The organism is Paucibacter sp. B2R-40 (genome assembly GCF_025717555.1).
GTDB lineage: Bacteria > Pseudomonadota > Gammaproteobacteria > Burkholderiales > Burkholderiaceae_C > Paucibacter_A.
The window spans coordinates 142,673-160,617 of the sequence record NZ_JAJIRP010000011.1; the positions used below are offsets into that span (position 1 = coordinate 142,673).

The window sequence follows — 17,945 nt, forward strand, 5'->3', positions numbered from 1 at the left end:
GGATGGTAGCTTCAATTAAAACCGAGCCTGGTCAGCCCCTCATCCCCCTCAAATCGCAGGAACAGAAGCGATATCTCCCAAAATACACCACATTTCCTGTGCTCCGAGGTATTTCACCGGATGAATCATGCGAGCTTCAATTGATCCATTCTTCGAGAATATAAAATCAGGCCCGATATGAGACTGATTGCGCAGCAGCGTCCGATGCAGGACTTGCTTATTATCGTAGGCAGAACCGTCCTCAATGACTCGACTGATAACCATCCAGGCCTTCCAAATCTTCACCGATATTTTTAAACCTCTATATCTCAGGGTTTGATGAACTTGGTTTTTGCTTGGAGCCCAAATGAGCTCGCCAGAATTGCAATAATCAATGGTCTCCTGCAATATTCTAAATAGATCGGCCGAGGTTCCATTTGGTGGAGAAAAATCGACTGGAACGTCGACGCGTTTGATTAAATCCAGCACTTCCTCTCGATCAAGTTCGGCCTCGCTTTTTGCAAAGCATGCTGCATGAACATGCAACTGCCAACGGCCGTCATCATCTTTCATCAGTCCGTACTTGCGCAGCCGGTCGGCAGCGATTTCCATGATGTCATCCAAGTTCGGTCGCCCGTCCTCCAAACTCAAGCCTCGTAGCCACGCTGGAAGCTCAGCTTCCTGCAAGGGCCTAGACGCATGAATACTCAACTCTCCCGTTGTGTGGGCTGGGCGTAGAGAAAGTTTGACCTTCATTTCAGGATGAATGTGGCATTCGGGGTGCGCCGCGTCTTGCTTAAAACCGCATTTTGAGGCGACCTCCGCCAATATATTTGTTGCATGGGTGATGATACTTTTCGCCTCTGAAAAACACCTTGCAACTTCAATCCCTTCAACGCAGCCGTGACTGTCAAAAAGCTCGGGCTCGAACGGGGACTGCAAGCGATAGGACAAGAGAGGCGGTATGCGCCTTATATCACCCACCACTTTTGAGAGGCTCGCACTGTCTTGGGGATCTTTGGAACCCACATGATTCAAAGACCGAAGATAGTCATTGATGTTTTGCGAAAGATCTCGAATTTGGAACCATTCCAAACTCTCCCTTAAATGCGGGAAAGTTACTCGTATACCGGCCTCCTCTACACTTAAACCCGCTTGCAAATTTCGCTGAGCGCGTGACCCGATGCGATCCACGCGGCCATTCTTCTGCTCGATACCAATTGGGCTGCCGGAAATTCCAAAATGGGTAACTCGGTCGCAACAGACATGCAAGTCCTCGCCCTCCTGCAGAACGCTGGTGGTTATGAGGACCATCGGGTATCCCGGCATCCGAAATCGCCGAGCTATTGAAGTTCGAGAACTGGTGTTTTGGCCGCTTGCCCATTCCACTGGTGCAAACGGGCTCATTTGTTGCTGAAAAGTCAGCCTCCACTTATTCCGCTTGACGCGATCGGCCCCCTTAAGAAATTCCGCAAAATTTGTCTTGGCAATCTGAGGCCAAGCCTCGGCCAAACTCCGCAAAATGGATGCGGTTCCGAACACTCTCTCCGGACGAGCGCATATGGCCACGACTCTTGCAACTAGCGCTTTTGCAGCAGAGTTGCTGTCGTCGTTGGCCGTGCTCCACCAACCCAGATAAAGGTCTATGAAGGGATGATCAAGCCGGAGCAACGCGAAAAGGAGCTCGCGCTGCAAATCGAGCTCCCTCAGTTGTGAGTTGGCTTTGGCAAGTGCACTGCCATCCTCAGGCTCGGCTGCATTGTGCAGGCAGGACCACACGGTATCCCATGCCGGCAGTATTTCCTTACCCAACCCTGATTGATACAAGGCCAAGCCAATCGTTGGAGCAGATAGAAGAACCTCCGCTTGCTCCATGTCGATCAGATCCTCCTCTTGGCGATCAGATGAAATGAGCTCCAGTAAATATTCATGCAAATGCCGGAACGGCATACTTTCTAACTGCGGCAGCTTATCCGCCATCAATAATGCCCAGGCGCACTGTAGGCGGCGGTGTCGGCCAAGCTCATTTGCCGCTCCAGCCAGCTTTGAGGCTGTCTCGGCAAGTTCGAAGAATGGTATTTGCGGCAAATTTGAACAGCGCTCCATGATGAAGTGCCGCCAATCCAGCTCACCGATGATGGCTTCTAGGCGCCTTGGGTCGCGAAGACGATCACGCAGCAACTTGGGATGGGGCAGCCTATTGACGTCCGCGAACCTTGCGCCCATTGGATCCAATTTACCCCGAAAGAACCAACTGAAGAGCGTTTCTGATCCAGCAGGAATTTCGACTTCCTTGTCATCGATCATCACCTCAGGTTCGTCTTCCACCGACGTGGTCGCGCCCGTGGCCGCAGGTGAAGCAACGAGTGTTTTTCTGGATTGATCTCTTGCATTTGACAACTCAATTGCGGAGCCAGGCATACCCTCTTGGACCAAATACTGAACAAACCAGTCGTCGAATTCTTGGTTCAATCGCGAGTAGAGGTCATCAACGCTCTTCAATCGACGCACGAATACGAGTTGTTTATCCCCTTCAGAGAACGCCTCCCTGCCCAAGCGTTTGGCCTCTACTTCCAGTTTTGGATGAGGCGGCTCTTTTCCAAACACTTCCCTGTAGGAGCCGACTAAGCTTCCAATCAAAGTGCCATCAATAGCCTGGGCGTCGCTGGCCGGGCCGGAACCGAGCTCGACGTCCAGAGTCGCACCGCTTGGTAGCCCGCGCCCGTCTTCATCGGCAAGTTCTTCCTTCTCGACCTTAGCGGTCTGCGGCGGAGCGTACGCCTCCCACGACGAAAACATGGCCATCGGGAATTGACCACCATTCTCTCCCTGCAAATGTTCGACCAAGCGTTTTTGAACCACCGCAGTAAATAAGCGTTGTTGCAGAGTTTCTGGATCGCTTTTGCCTGCCAAACTGATTCCTGCCTCAGCGCGGCGCTCGATACGATATTGGTTTCGACTCAGTCTATTGAGACCGACCTTTAGCTCTTGAACCCGCCGGATCATGTATGGCTTTAGGCCTGCCTGGACTTCACTCCAGCCGCCGCCCGCTCGCCGTTGCTCAGCTACTTCGCGGATGCGCTCATGAGGTGCCGGACTTACATGGGGCGATGCAAAAAGTTCAAATTGCTTCACCAATTGCATCAAATCCCGGTCGAACGGCGTGCCAGAAAGCAATAGGGCGGCCCCAAATTTCCGCGTCCCGCCTTGCTCCCCTACACCCAATGCATTTGCAAGAAAATTCGCGCGATCAGAGGCACCCTTGCCAGCGCCGCTTTTGAGCAAGTGTGCTTCATCAACGACCAACAAGTCGTAGTACGGGATAGCAGCATTCACAAGACCGGCAGCGCGTTCCTTGAACTTCGCCTTTGTTTTTACTCCCCGAAAATCGACCGGCGCCCCAGCCAGCGCGGCCAGCGTTCTGACTCGATTGGCCCAGCCTTCAGTTGTATCGCCTGTAAGGTGAAAACTAAGCGCTGAAAGGGTAAGGAATACATCTGGGGTCGAAGGCGCGGTCACTGCGTTTGTTACCCAGTCATCAACTCGCACACATGCAAAACTCGCCGCAGGAGGCAATCCGGCTGGTCCCTGAACACGCATGTCTGGCTGTCGTACGTTGCTGCGAATAAATGCGGGTAGCTCCCTTGAATGCCATTTGCGCATCACGTTCTGGGACGGAGCCAAGTACAGCACCCGAAAGCCAGGCTGCAGATGGCGAAAAAGTGCAACAACGGCAAGTGCCACATAGGTCTTTCCCATGCCGACCTCATCTGCCAGATAAGCACAGCCCTGAGAAATTAGCATCCTATGCAAGGCCATGGCCGCCTTCAATTGTTGCTCTCCGATATCCTCAAAGCCCGGCAGTTTTCCGGACATATCAAGCAAGGCAGAGGCAGCCTCGAATGACCACGGGCGTTGCGATGGAAAGATTTCCGAAGTCAATTCGAATCCTTTGTATTGACGAAATGGCGAGCCACTCCACTCTCCTGCCCCGGCGCGCACAGAAACATGCGCTCGGCCCATTCCAACCAAACCGGCTCCAAAGTTGAGAGCGGCTTCTGCAAGAGCAGCCCATTCAAAAGGCACTTGGCCCGGAGGGACAATTTCTTGGCGGAGAGAATTTCGCGGTGATCAGAACAAATTTGAATCACCCACAGCAGCATTGCCCAAGCTGCGACCGGTTCCACAACATTTCCGTCCTCAGCTTGCTCAATACGGTCCACCAAACACCGCAAGGAATCAGGTCTGGGTGCTGAAAAATAGTATTCACAACGAACGGAATTGAGGCGAAGTTGCTCTTCCTTTAATCTCACTCGAAGCAGATAGAAGCTTCCATGGACCGCAGCCATTTCTTCAAAAATATCCAATTCCAATGAGCCTGCCGGAGGTGTTTCTCCTGAGGCTCCCCGCCGCAAGAGCAGAACTTCCAATTGCTCATAGTCTCCCGGACAGGAGCCCGTGCCACCAGCCGCAAGGCTTCGCCACATCTCAAGGATGCGCCAGACGTCCGGTCTCAAATCCTCAGGCGGAGGCCGGTGGTCAAGGGCGCACTGTTGAACCCACACGATCGAAAGACCAACACCGTCAACTTCGACCTTGATCCATGGATTGCTCTGTAGATCCCTGTATAGCGATTCACTGGTCTTCAACTTGAAACTGTGAGGCAGCATGGTCGCTCGCCCGAATTTCTTGCCCTGCGCATCAATCAGGCGAACTTCTGTCTCGGCATATCGCCGGCGGTCTTTGCTGGTGACGAAATCGATCCCAAGCTCCAAGGTGTGCCAATTGAATATGGCAAAAATATTGGGCCCTGTTTCCACCACATCGGCATGAGTGGCAGGCTCAAGTGGTTTAAGAAATCGTATGGGCTGGCGGCTCAGGTCGGTGAGCCATGCGTCCCCCTTATCGGGAAACAAGAAACCCGCCTCAAAATTGAGCTTGAAAGCCTTGTTGCTGAAATTCACCGAGCCCATAAAGCAGAATTGGCCCGGAATTCGAATCACTTTGGCGTGAAAGAACCGTGGCGTTTCCTCTTTTCTTCTACTTCCCGCGAGGTCTGCGTCGCCAAACTCACACCAGCGGAGGTTGGCAGCATCTCTGAGTGCGCAATAGGCGTCTTCTTCTATCTGTGCTGCTCCGCCCGCCGCCTGCCATGGATCCTCAGGCAGCCAAAGGTCAAGCGCCTTTGCACCCGTCGTATTCAGCAACAGTTGAACCAATTCAGCATGCCCAGCGTCAGCAAAGTAAGGTGAGAACACCTCCACTCGGACTCCATCACTTTGCTTAACCTTGTGCTTCATGATTTCGTCAAACCATTTGATGAAGCTAGGTTTTCCAGGGACAAATACCTGAAACAAGGGCTCATCAGAACGACGCCGCAGAGCAGAGCTATCACTCAGCTCCTTGCGGAACATGGCAGCCACACTGTTTCGAGCACCACTTCCGGTCAAAAATGAGAGCAAACCGACCAAGCCGGGAACGACGCCCGCAGGCGGTTTGGCTGGATCGAAAGCAGGCGCAAAATACCAGCACTCAATGTTCTCCCACCAGCCTGCTTTGGTCAGATTGGCTGAGCCAGCGCCTAACACCCAGCGCACCAATCCTTTGCCGTTCTCGAGGCGGAGCAACATGACCTTGCCATGAAATTCATGCTGCAAACGCATGGGCAACATTTCATAGGCCAGCATTGGGCAGCCTGCCACGACTACTCGGGCATCGAAGTACACCGCGACATTGATAGGGGAATCGCGCAACAGCGACTCCATTTGCAAATGGCGAACAGCAGAATGCAAGGACAGTCCATCGCCACCATCCGGCTGCAGCAATGGAAGGATTGCCGTCTCAAAAAACTCGGGCTCAAAGGCATATGTGGTGAAGAGAGCATCGGTTACTCGATACCCATCCAACTCTTCAATGGCACTGCGCAGGGCATCCTTCAGCATGCCCCATTGGCTGGTAGTCTCGCTCAAACGATGCCCTTCTTTTTGAAGTCGACTTGATTCAGGATTGCCAAAAATGAGCCGAGAAAAAAATCGTTACTGTGTGAATTCATCCAATTTTGAAAATTCAAACTCGATAACTCGCTGGCTGTTGGCAGCGTACCGGGGGTCATATTCAGCACCACTTTGATGAGCCCGCCCTCCCAATAGCACCACGGCACACCTCCACGCTGCTTGGAAACTTCGGCGTGATGATTGAGAAGGAGATCAATCGCTAGCCGCCAGTTCTTCGCCTTCATCGCGTCACAGAAGTCTCTCAACCCACCGGCTCTCTTTTGCCATTGGCCATCAAAACCGGCACCAGGGAAGTCCGGCAGGCTCGGATCCCTGAATGGCCATTCCGACAAGCCGGCCAGTTGAGAAGTAAGTTCTGTTGCATTGCGGCCATGTGAACCCAACAACCAGGCGAAGGTCAATGCCGCCAGAGACAGAGACTCATCAAAATCTCTCACGCAACCCGCAAATTCCTTCAATGGCACCGAGTGGGCCGTCAGCCATGCCAAGAACTCTCTTGGTGGCGGCACGGCAGTCCTGCCTTGCAAGAAGGACTTGGCCTGGGCGAACACCTCGCCTTGCCAAGCCACGGCAGTGACTCCGCCAGACAAAAGACAGTTGGCGAGTTTTTCGCGTCCACCCTCAACCTGCAAAATTCCGAGCACCCATTTACCAACCCCTTCCAATTGCGCTAAGTCGAGCTGCACGCACTTCTTGTCTAGCGCCAGTCGCCATTCGGAGCCAGAGGTCTTACTCAGAAATAGCTTGGTAATTTCCACTCCAACGGGCGTTAGTCGACGGCTCTCGTCTGTCAACCCTGATGACCTCAGCGCTGTGGAGTAGAGGCCCCAAAGTCCGGCCTGGCGTTGGTTGTCGAGGATGCGCGCTTCTTTGGCACCGCCAAGGAACACCGGGAATCCAGAGCTTCGCTTGATACGGCGAGAACCGATAACTTCCGGCAAATCTAGCCGCAATCGCGCTCGAGATGTCATCTGCTCAAAGCGCTCGAAGCACTCCCAATCGGGAGCCTCCTGAGCTTCATTGCCGCAAAGGTAAAAGCCAATCAACGTCAAGATGAAATTGTCCAAGTGACTGGTCACGGTAGTCAGATTGCCCACCATTTTTCGACCAACGCTTGACCACAATAGCTCTATGCCCAGGGGGTCACGACTACCACGTGGGCGCAAACTGTCGTCGAGAGAAGTGAAGAAAAAGCTCATCGGGAGGAATGTGAGGCAACTCACACGGTCTGAGGAAAATGACAATGACAACGGAAGGAATCTGTTCCGCAACAGGTACAAAATGAATCACACCCTCTAGGCAAGAGTTAGATTCAGAAAAGCGATCCAGTCGTGGATTCATACATGGCGAACCATAACTTCATATTCACGCGCCACCGCGACGCGCTCTCTTGCCGTTTTCAACTTTTGGCTCTGGCAAACGGCACCAACCTAATTCCGCCTCGATCTTGGCCCAGGCGGCGGTGATGACGCTGCGCTCAGCTCGCACGCGAACGCCTTCTCGCAAGTCAGACAACGGGTACAACTGGCCACTTTCTTCTTGGTAAAAAAACACGCTCGTAAACATTTCCGGTATTCGCGATGCGGTGCGTTTCGAATTTTTGGGACAACAAAGTGAATCCGTGATTGAGACTGATGGCCGTTGAATCCAGAGAGCCATCCGGCATGCATACCGTGCTGCAAATCAACTCGGACCTATTCATGCCCTTCACTCGCTACCAAAGCCCGCCTTCAATGTCAGGTGCGACCATGGACTGCTGCCTTTTGGCCAGGTGCTCCGTGCCCTTGCGAGCAATCAGCTCAGCGGACTCAACTTGCTTGACTTTGGTAGGGCGAAATTCGCCGTCGCTTAGGCCACACAAATCAAGTGCGGTGAGGTGCTCACAGTCGATGAAGTGGACCAGGTCGGTCGCCGAGAAACACAAGCTCGAATCGATTTTCTGCACTATGTTTGGCCTAGAGTTTCATCCAATTTATCAAGCGGCTAGCTCACTAAGAGATCTAGTCAAATATTCAGATCGGCAGGCAAATCCCAATCAGGGTCTCGCCTTTGCAAACAACACCAGTCAAAAAAGAATCAAACCTGCCTCCCGCTTTGCTCTGGTCAGAGCGACATAAAGCAGCCGTCGCTCTTGCGCTGTTTCCTCAAGGTCACCCAGCGCCGACCGTCGCCCCACAACGATTACACGGTCAAATTCCAGACCCTTGGCACGATGTAAGGTAGCAAACCGAACGGCCTCGGGCGCCGCCGTCATCATCTGATCTTTGTCGATCACAACAGTCGACATGCCTTCCGACTTACAGCGTTGTTCAATTGCCGATCTGACTGCCGTCGATCGAACGAGCACAGCAGCGGTTCGAGAGACCACGCAATCATTGGCGTTGAGCGAAGCGTCGGCCTCGCGCCAGTTTTTCAGGTAGCGCACTGTTTCATCAATAGCTGCAGCTAGATCATCAACTTGGATCATTGGATGACTTGGGCCATGTGAGAGGGACTTATAACGACGCAGTTCATCGTGGCCATCGTCCAGGTCGTCCACGTCCACCCCCTCAAGCAAAGCTACGGCCTGATTGCGAATCTCGGCTGTGGTGCGGTAGTTCAAATAGAGCTTTTTGCTGCGGCCACGAATATCAATTCCACACTTACTCATGGCGGCACGGTTGCGCGGGTAAATGCGCTGATGTCCGTCTCCGACAAAGAACAGATCATTGTTGACGCATGGCACCATTGCGCGCAGAAGGCGCAGAGACTGTGTACCGAAGTCCTGCGTTTCATCGACGATGACGCTTGAGTAGACTTGCGTACTCACTTTGCCGGAAGCCTTAGCCTCGGCTGCTTCGGTCTCCAGCAGCGCTGTCGCATCGCGATACGCATCATCAACTTCCTTCAATTGCCTTGTACTCAATTGCTGACGGTACTCATCAAACACTGGCCACACTGCATCTCGTTTGGACCGGGCCAAGGTCACGCCTCGTCCGATGCGCCTGGCTGCTCGGTACTCATCACGCGATGAAACACCCTGGGCCAAAACAACCTGATCGAACTCCTCGTCGTAGAACTCTTCTGTCAAGTCAAGTGAACTGTCTCGAGCTGCCATTGCCGTGCTCCATGCAGCTTTCGCTCCAGCATCTTCTTTGCGTCCGTAAACGATCCGATGAGGGTAGCGCCGAGCACGCAAAAAGGCATATACCCAAGCATCGAGATTCTTGACTTCGATCTTCTCCATCGTGCGAGGAGAGCACAGTGACTTTAGGTTGTCTTCAATGTCTCGGGCGAGGTTCTTGGTGAACGTCGTGAACAGCACCTTTTGACCATCGGCCGTGGCATTTTCAGCCAACCATTTGGCGCGGTGCATGGCCAGTACTGTCTTGCCTGTCCCAGCACCGCCAAGCACTCGGACGGGACCACTACGGCTACCACTGGCCAACTTGTGCTGTGTTGGATGCAAGAAGATGCGCCATTGCGCCAGTGGTGCATTGAGCATTGCGGCCATGGCAGCATCGTCGGTGACAACCACAAAGCGAGACTGGGATTCTGGCTTCAGCAACGCGGCTTCAAAGTCCTCCGTGTCAATCGCGCGGTCGACTCTCGTTTCTCGGGAACCAAGAACCTGGTCGACCGAATCTCCGGCACCAACAAGGAACAAGCCCTCATAGGCCTCCAGTGGCAGACTTTCTTGCATGCCGTCAAGCTCAGACTCAGTGGCAATGCGACGCACGCGCGCGAGCAGATCCTCGGGCACTCCGAGCGCCAGCAAATGTTGGTCCGACAGCCCTTCGAAGCTTGCCCATGGTGTGTTGGCGCCGCCTTGGCCGCCGGGGAAGACTTCTGGGACTTCCACCAGTGCGGCCACCGGAGGCGCCTCTTCAACGCTCGTCACTGTCTCTAGCACCACCACTTGCATCGCACCGGTGACACGATTGATTGCCAGCTTTCGGTTCTTTGCCCAGGCGTAGGCTGCGTCATGATGATCAACGTAAAGCAAGGTGTAGACATTGCCCCGTTCCGGCTTGTGCACGATGCCACGCCAGTCCAAATCTATGCGAACAGAACGAAGATTTGGGTCGCGGGACTGAATGTTCTCGTAGTTGATACCCGGCGCGGTAGGGTCAATTTGAAATGCCATCGCCCATTTCAAAACTTTGGCATGCACAGCCATTGGCAGCTTCGCCGTCTGGGCCAAAAAATCATGCGACATCGCCACCACAGGCTTGAAACCAGCGGCCCCCGTTCCCGCAATCCTGGCTCCGCTGTTCGTCGTTGCACTCATGTTTGAGGTGTTCATTGAATATCCCCTCCTTTCGAAATTTCGAGAATCGCCTCTGCCCAACTGCTTGCCGCCGCTCCAACTTCTTCTGTGACCAGAACGACCGTCCAACCCTGCGCCTGCCAAGTTGAAGCCAGATCCGCCTGCTCTGGAAGCAGCACTGCCACGCGATATTGCTGCCAAGCAATTTCAGCCTCAGCTTGAACGCGGCCACGGCCATCAACCAATTCAAGGCCTGCAACTGGCGGAGGCAAGCCTGCCGCCGCCAGCAATCGCAAACCCCCATGCACTGCAGGTAATGTGTCATTCAAAGTGGCAGTCCACTCAGCCGCCAATGCGGCGCCATCGCTTGGAACTGGCGGCGTTGCGCAAATCGTTGGCTTCAACAGTTCGCAATCGCCCGCCTGCAAGCCACTGGCACTCATCATCACAAAGCCTGGCAGGGTCTGCATGGTATTGAAGAGCGCGAGCCAATGTCGCCACTGCAAATGCAGTGTCTTTTCCGTATCTGCGAGCGCTTCGTCCAAAAGCAAAAGTCCGGGCGCCTCACCTTCAGTCAAGCCACCTTTCAAAAGGCTGGCTGGCCAGCGCCATGCCAGACGCGGCTGGACACCCTCGCGGCTCAACACGGGTAGGCTTTTGCTCGGCGGCGGGTGCATCCAATCCGGCAGGGCTTGCCAAAGGCTTGTCAATGTTGCCTCGATCGCCGCCGCTTCAGTCCCTCCTGGAGGGCAAGCCATCAAGAAGCTTGCCCAAATAGCATTGTGCTGCGCCCTTACCTCAGCGTCGTTTCCTGCTCGCTCAAGCCACCAAAGCAGTTGGGCCACGCCATTGCTCGCAAACGCGCCCTTCTCTGCACGTGCAAGCGTCGGACTTGCTTGTAGGCCGTCATGTCGATTCATACGCACAAGTGGTGATTCCAGGTCAGTCACTGTTTTGCCATCAAGCGCTGCCTTGACGTCGTCGTGTGTGATCGACCAGACCCAAAACCGGCCGCTCGCAACCAATGCGCTACGTTTAAGTGCATCGGCCCGAATGCTGTTCTTGTGAAAGGACCAGCCGTCACAGAACACGGCAATTGGTCGCTTCTTGTTTGCCCCGCTCACCGTGGCTGGCCAGGGCCAAAGCACGAAATCAGGCCGGCTGCTTACCGCAACGCCATCGCTCGGTCCAAGATCACATTGGGGCTGAACTTTGTACCGTTGATCCCCTACCTCCAACAACCAACCCGATTTCCCATTCACAATGTCCTGGACCAATTTAGTCTTAGGCAGCCCTGAGGCGGCTACCGCCTCAGGCAACCCGAGGCGGCGTAAGCTCTCGATGAACCTGGCCTCAAGCACTGAATCGAAATTGGGGTTGATAAAAATTTCAGAGATCGTCTTTACTCGCTCCATGTCTCCAAGCGCGCTCACCAGTTCCGACAACACTTCACGCGCCCTGTCCCGAGAAACCATATCCATCTTGCGACCAAGTCGATACTGATAGACGCAGCGGTAACAGCCATCCTTATCGGGGTCCGCATTGCAAGGGCAATCGGTAATAGCGGCTAGCGCCAATGTCAGTACATCGGCCAGAGTACCCGCCTTCCCGGCCAACAGTTGGTGCAAATATCCGGTGCCACCAGGCACCGAGTCATAGACCATTACGTAATGTCGGCGTGCGCCGCCATCCTTGCCGGGCTCGTCCTGAGTCACGACACGCAGGTGATCTACCTTTCCACCGAAACGCCGCTTTAGCCCCAACTGAAGCGCCGCCATGAAAGACTGCACCACTCCTTCGTCAACACCATGCCGTGTATACGGAACTAATATGCGCAGGGCTTCGGAGCTGAACTCGCGGTAAAGATACAGACAGTCAAAAATGTTGCCCGGCTGATTGCTATCGCGCACCTTGCAATCAAAGCTGTGCTGCTGTTCAGTGCCTGCACTGTCATCCCCGGCGTGCTTGCGCTTCTGCGGCGTCTGCACTTTTCCGCAATGCTTGCAGAGCTTGAAACCAGCTCGCACAGCTTCCACATCGGCAACCTTGAAAGTCTCACCAGGCTTGGCCAACTCACCGAAATTCATGTCCCGAAAACTCACCTTCGAGACAAACTCGAAGCCGAATGGCAATGTCCCTGTCTTAAGCTGCCAGGCTTCGCGCACGTCGGTTGCTTCGAAGTCCGCCAACAACTGCCGGACATAGAAGCGCGGTTCACGATCATCCGCGCTGTCATCGATACGTACCTTGGTGTCATCGCTGTTGGCAATTGCCTGCTTGAAGCGCAGCAACATACGCTTCTGTGCCTCGTCGCTCCACATGGCATCGGAACAGCGTGGGCATGTAGTGTGGACGTCAGCAGAGGTCTCCAAATTCTGCATATGGTGGCAAGAAGCGCACAAGCGCCAGCGCTCCGTTTTGGCCAGCGCCATATTGATTTGGTCCACCTCGACCCGGCGCTGATTGGCATAGAAACGATTCTCTGGCGCAAATTCAGACAACGCTGAATTTGCTGGGCGCTCGTATTTAAGTGCCGGCAGGGCGACGTACTTCCCCTCGCCCGGTTCACCTTCGGCGCGCGCTCGCCAGAGCACTGACTTCAACTCAATGCCAGCCTCTGGGAAGGCGTAGTTCGGGATCAAACCTGCATCGGTCAAGGTATTCAGAAGCTCCCGTCCATTGATCTCGGCAATCAATTCCAGCATCTTGTCGCGCTCTCGCAGCAGCGAGTCAATCTCGGCCAGAGTGGCTTCGTCCTTGGGCCGTTGGCGCGCGGTTTGTACCAAGACATCAAGCTGCAGTTTGCGTTTCTTGTGCTGTTTACGCTCTTCGGCAAGTTCCTCCAGCGCCTTGATCAGGCGGGTTCGCAGCCCGTCCGCATCGCCGTTACCCTGGACGAAGGCCGTCAATCGTCCTCGCACCTCGTCGTCCAGGTCATCGTCCAGTAGTTCCAGAAATCCCTGCAACAGACGCGGCTCATGTTTGAGCACATGGTCTGCAAAGGTATAGGGGAAACGGGACATATTGGCCTGTTCCACGGCATCGAGCGCAGTCGATGTCTTTACCGGCAAGGCTGTGGCAGAAGTCAGTCCTTCAACCCAATCGTCCATGCAATAGGCGAACAACTGCCTTCTAAGCACCTCAGCGGCGCGCATGAAAACGCCAGGCGGAGCGACTTCTCCCGCCAGCATTTCAGCCGTTGCGTCGAAGAAGTAGAGATCATGCGGGCTGCTTCCGTCTGCCAGCGTCGCGGCCATCGCGTTGCCGTCACGACGCCCGGCTCGGCCCACCCGTTGTAAAAAACTTGCCTGGTTCGGCGGCACTGAACACAGCAAAACTTGCGACAGATCGCCAATATCCACGCCCATCTCTAGTGTCGGTGTAGCCGACAGCAGGTTCTCAAACCAGGGTTTGGGATGCTTATCCTTGAAGCGGATTTCCAAGGCCTCGCGTTCCTTTCGCTCCAGCAAGCCTGTGTGCTCCGCCGCCATCACACGCCGCAAGTCGGCTCGTTCAAAACGATTTGCTAGCCAACCCCGTGCTGGAGCTTGCTCGGTGTAATGCTCATGTGTCGCATCGAGGCACGGCATGTCAAGCAAGGCTGCCGCAGCCTCCCTCGGCACCGCCAACCGCCGCGTGCCGGCCGATGTGGTCAGCAAAACCAAATCCGTCTCAAGTTGCAAGCTCTGCGGTGCCAGAGCAATAGATTCACCAAAATCGCCTGTTGTGCGGACCATGGCGCCGGCCACCTCAAGCGCCGAGATCGCAGTCAGATACAGCTCTTTTGCCAAGCCAGTAGCAAGCAGCATGTCTCGTCCCAACGTGGCTGCGGCCCAGCGCTCATACCAGTTGTTGCGCAGGCCACCGGTGGCTGCACCGGCCAGCGTCTCAAAATGCTTGTGTTGGCCGAGTGATAGAAAAATGGGCCTGGGCGTACGCTCCCCCATCGCAGGCATCCAGTCACTCCGAGCCTTTTGGCGCAACAGGCCAAATACATTGCCGTCCTGCGCATAGGTTTCCAGTTCGGGATGCATGACCGCGCCGCATTGCCGGAGGTGAGTAACAAAACCCCAGAGCCAATGCACAACCGAAGTCTCGCGCAAACCTTGAGCGCCGAATTGCTCACGCAAACGCGGTGCAAGGTCGGCTGCAACGTTTTGCAGCAGAGCCAGCGGCAGCCCGAGCGCAGCCACTCCTACGCGCTCTAACGTTCGCCCGCGATGCCCCAGATAAGTGAACTCGAGGTAGGCTTGCCAGAGCAATCGTTTGAGTACCTTGGCTGGTAAGCGGCTGCCCTCAGGCAAAGCCCCCATTTTCTGCAAACCATGTACCCAGTCACGCTGCCAGGTCATGTTTGGCCCAAGAAACTCCGAGACAAACTTGTCCGCTGGCATATGCAAGTCGCCGTCCGGCTGGATGCATTGGCGCTCTAAGTTCGCAAGAAAACCCGCCCAAGGCAGAGCAGTCGCCCCTGCCGCTTGCACCTGGCTGCGCAAGGCTTTTGCCAAGGCAGTGCGCACATTATTGAGGTAGGTTCTCGCACCAAAAAAACCGGCCCGATGTGCTGCGTCCTGTACCGAGTCAGAAAACGCGATCAGCTTCTTATCGTCATTGAAGGGGCTCGCCCAGCTGTGCTCCACCACTTGCGAACCCAGCGTTGCATTGCGTGCACCCAGAAGAATCAGGCGGTCCCGTGTACCGCACGCAGGACATGCCGTGTCATGGCGCGTGAATTGAGCGTTGCCCTGAGTGAACTTACGTAGACCTGTGGTTTGGAATACCCCAAGAAGTTCGTGGTGACCGCAAGCCTGGCAAGGCCCGTTTCCTTGTTGAAGCTGGCCGCAGGAGGTGCAAAGCGAACGAGGCACCCCATCAACTTGGTAATGGGGGCGGGACAATCCATCAAGTGCGTAAAGCCGTGTGCTGTCGGGCCTGCCAGCAAACCAAGTGTTGTAAATTTCTTCGAGCTTGGACGACAACTTGTTCGTCCCTTCCGGCAACCGAGACAACCACCCCGTCGTATGACATTCGCTGCATTGCACCAGAGGCAGGTGCAAGCCGCCAGGGTTGGCTCCGAGCTGCGAAGAATGTTGCAGCTTCACGTCGCCTGGGTTCAAGGCCACATTCGCCACCATTCGCCGCAGCTCCCGCAGCCAGAGCTGAACCCTCACCGTCACCAAAGGCAAGGTCTTGACGACGCCTTGGCCATTTGCAGTGACAGCGGCATCGACTACGGGGCTGCGTGCCCAAGAAACCAGCACCAACAGCGCATCAATTACTTCCCGCAAATGACCGTTGGCTGCTGCCGGCAAGGCCTTGCCTTGCATCTGTTCGGCCAGAACACCCATATCCAGCACATCGCCCTTGACCCGTTTGAGTAAGTTTGAGAACAGCAAATGGTGCTTGAGCATCTGCCCCAAACGAATACGCCAAGCGGGCGAGTTCACATCCTCAATGGAAGGCGTTGCTTCGTCAGCGAAGAAAACCGTGAACCAAGCCTGTACCGCCAACTGAGGGCTCGCATAGCGCGCGGGATCGAGCACCTCGGCAAAATCAGAACGGGCAGGTAGAAAATAGTCGGTCGTGGCATCGCCCAGAAACTCGCCGACCAACAAGCGGTTTTCGGTCACAACAGACTCAGGCGGAAACGGGCTGCCAAAGATCTGGCGAGCGTACTCGCGCAATGGCGCAGTGCCTTGCCCTCCGTGCCCACCGCCCAGTGTGGCCGAAGTTCCTACGCATAACCAATGATTGACTGGCACCTTTAAACGCGCGCGCAAGCGACGGAGCAGCAGCGCCAAGTCGGTACCCTGTGCGCCATCAAAGGTATGCAATTCATCCACCACCAGATGACGCAGGGTCGTAGGCGTATTGCTCTTCCACAACTGCCTATCTGTCGGCCGTAGCAGCAGGTAGTCAAGCATCTTGTAATTGGTCAGCAAGACGTCCGGTGGATGCTTGCGCATCGTTTCGCGATCGGTGATCACCCCTGTAGGAGTCATTGCTACACCGCTGCCCGGCTCGGTCACGCCACCTACAAACAACCCGATCCGCAGACCTTTGAAAGCCGGTGTGCTGGCCACCATCATGGCAAGACGCCTGGCTTGGTCTGTTGCCAAGGCGTTCATCGGGTAGATCACCAAGGCCTTGATGCCGCGCTCACCTGCAGCCAACGCGCGTGCGGCGTGGTCTAGCATCGGATAGACAAAACACTCAGTCTTGCCGCTACCAGTCCCGGTAGCCACCAGCGTATTGCCAGGAACATGGTCCGACCCGCTCTGCGTGTTCAGCCGTTGCCAGGCCAGCTCCTGATGCGTAAAACCAGGAAACTCTGTCTCGAAGTTGGAAAAAAAATTTCGCCCTTTTACCCCGGGCCGAAACGGAAGCCCCAGTTGCAGGTAAGGGCCCTTCAGCCACTCGGCTTGGTTTTCGGTCGACGTGAAGCGGGCCATCATGCCGTGCAAATGCGGGTCCGACGGCTCGAAGCCCGTGAGCAAAAACTGCTTAAGGCCGTCCTGAATATCACGGGTCAAAAGTGAAGGGAGCATGAATGAAGAGTCCTGAACTTCTAGATGGCCTAAGGGCTCAAGGGGTGTAACTGGTGAAATGGACCAAAACGGTGTCCTGTGCTGCTACCGCGCCGGGTGCGGCTACACCGCAGCCTGGACTACACCGCCGGGTCGGACGCCCGCCATACTGCCGTCGTCATGCCCGCAGCCTCTAGCCAAGGCACTGGGTTTTGCAAAGGTTCACCAACAACTTTGCCGCCCCCATCGGTCACTAACACCCGGTAAAGCCAGCCCTTGTCGCCCAAGGCCGCGAGCACCTTGCGCTCGTTTTCCGAGAGGTAGATATCGCTGCCCAGCCTGGTCGTACTCTTGACCTCTATGCAGCGCTCCTCGCCCGGCCATGAGGACTCAATGTCATAGCCACGACCGACATCGCTCAGCGCTACATGGTGAACAAAGGCTACAGGATTGACGCAACCGGCCTTACTCAACCGGGCCCGTTCAAATTCCAACGCTGCGAGTTCGCCCGCCTTACCGGTCTCGCCTTGCTGATTCAACTGCGCGAGCAAGTCTTCCATCGAAACCACCCTGCGACCCGAAGTGCTGCTTGGTGGTGGGGATGCGGCTGGGACAGAGTGGCCCGAAGCTTCGACTCCCGCAGGTTCAACTGCAGCCGGGGCTAGATAAAGATCCAGCAAGCGGCGTATCTCGGCCCGAGCCACCTTGACTCGTATAACGACGTTGTCTCTCGAGGGCGTCAGGTAAGGCACCTTGCCTTGCATCAGAGCCGAACCCGCATTGCCATCCTTGGGGTAGGTTTTCTTGATGCTGACAGAAGGCCAAATGGCGCTCAAAGATTGCCCATTGCGAGTGCGATCTCGCATCACGAATATGAGATCGCGCTTGTTGAAAGGCAGTTGCAAGGTCAGTCCACCATGCCGAGGAAAGGAATAGGCAACCCTTGGATCCTCATCGTGGTCCGACGCATAGCCAGGGATTGCGCCGTAGTCATTTGTCATTAGCTCGACCGCGTGGCGGACATCGTCTCCCACCGCATAGCTCTTCTCGCCCATGTGTATCGTGCTCAAGTCAGTCTCGATTCGAAGTTAACAACATTCACACAACTCCTGTTCGGCGTGCTTTACGACTGCCCGCTCAGTGCGCCGTACCTATCCATGTGCGAACTTGATGCAA

General features: G+C 55.3%; 8 protein-coding genes. All 8 read right to left on the minus strand.

From position 1 onward, the window contains the following. Positions 1–48: 48 nt before the first annotated feature. Entirely contained in the window at positions 49–3,921 is a 3,873-nt protein-coding gene (locus tag LNV09_RS20620; RefSeq protein ID WP_263558958.1) for a helicase-related protein, read from the minus strand. Continuing rightward, positions 3,918–5,948, minus strand: a complete 2,031-nt coding sequence (locus LNV09_RS20625; protein WP_263558959.1) for a phospholipase D-like domain-containing protein — start codon at positions 5,946–5,948, stop codon at positions 3,918–3,920. Before LNV09_RS20625 ends, LNV09_RS20620 begins: the two co-directional genes overlap by 4 nt. Then, complete coding sequence (locus LNV09_RS20630; RefSeq protein ID WP_263558960.1) at positions 5,945–7,192, minus strand: hypothetical protein; 1,248 nt, start codon at positions 7,190–7,192, stop codon at positions 5,945–5,947. The genes LNV09_RS20625 and LNV09_RS20630 overlap by 4 nt, the downstream gene beginning before the upstream one ends. Before the next feature lie 166 nt (positions 7,193–7,358). Then, positions 7,359–7,559 carry a hypothetical protein gene (locus tag LNV09_RS20635; RefSeq protein WP_263558961.1) on the minus strand — a complete coding sequence of 67 codons (201 nt, stop codon included), beginning with the start codon at positions 7,557–7,559 and terminating at the stop codon, positions 7,359–7,361. A 148-nt stretch (positions 7,560–7,707) separates the two neighbouring features. Next, positions 7,708–7,938, minus strand: coding sequence for a hypothetical protein (locus tag LNV09_RS20640; protein ID WP_263558962.1), 231 nt, complete (start codon positions 7,936–7,938; stop codon positions 7,708–7,710). A 120-nt stretch (positions 7,939–8,058) separates the two neighbouring features. Further along, on the minus strand, positions 8,059–10,263 hold the full coding sequence (locus LNV09_RS20645; protein ID WP_411969330.1) for a UvrD-helicase domain-containing protein: 2,205 nt from the start codon (positions 10,261–10,263) through the stop codon (positions 8,059–8,061). 11 nt (positions 10,264–10,274) lie between these two features. Next, positions 10,275–16,790, minus strand: a complete 6,516-nt coding sequence (locus LNV09_RS20650) for a DEAD/DEAH box helicase (RefSeq protein WP_263558964.1) — start codon at positions 16,788–16,790, stop codon at positions 10,275–10,277. A 119-nt stretch (positions 16,791–16,909) separates the two neighbouring features. Beyond that, positions 16,910–17,824: a protein NO VEIN domain-containing protein gene (locus tag LNV09_RS20655; protein WP_263558965.1), complete on the minus strand. Its 915-nt coding sequence runs from the start codon at positions 17,822–17,824 to the stop codon at positions 16,910–16,912. Between the last annotated feature and the right edge of the window lie 121 nt (positions 17,825–17,945).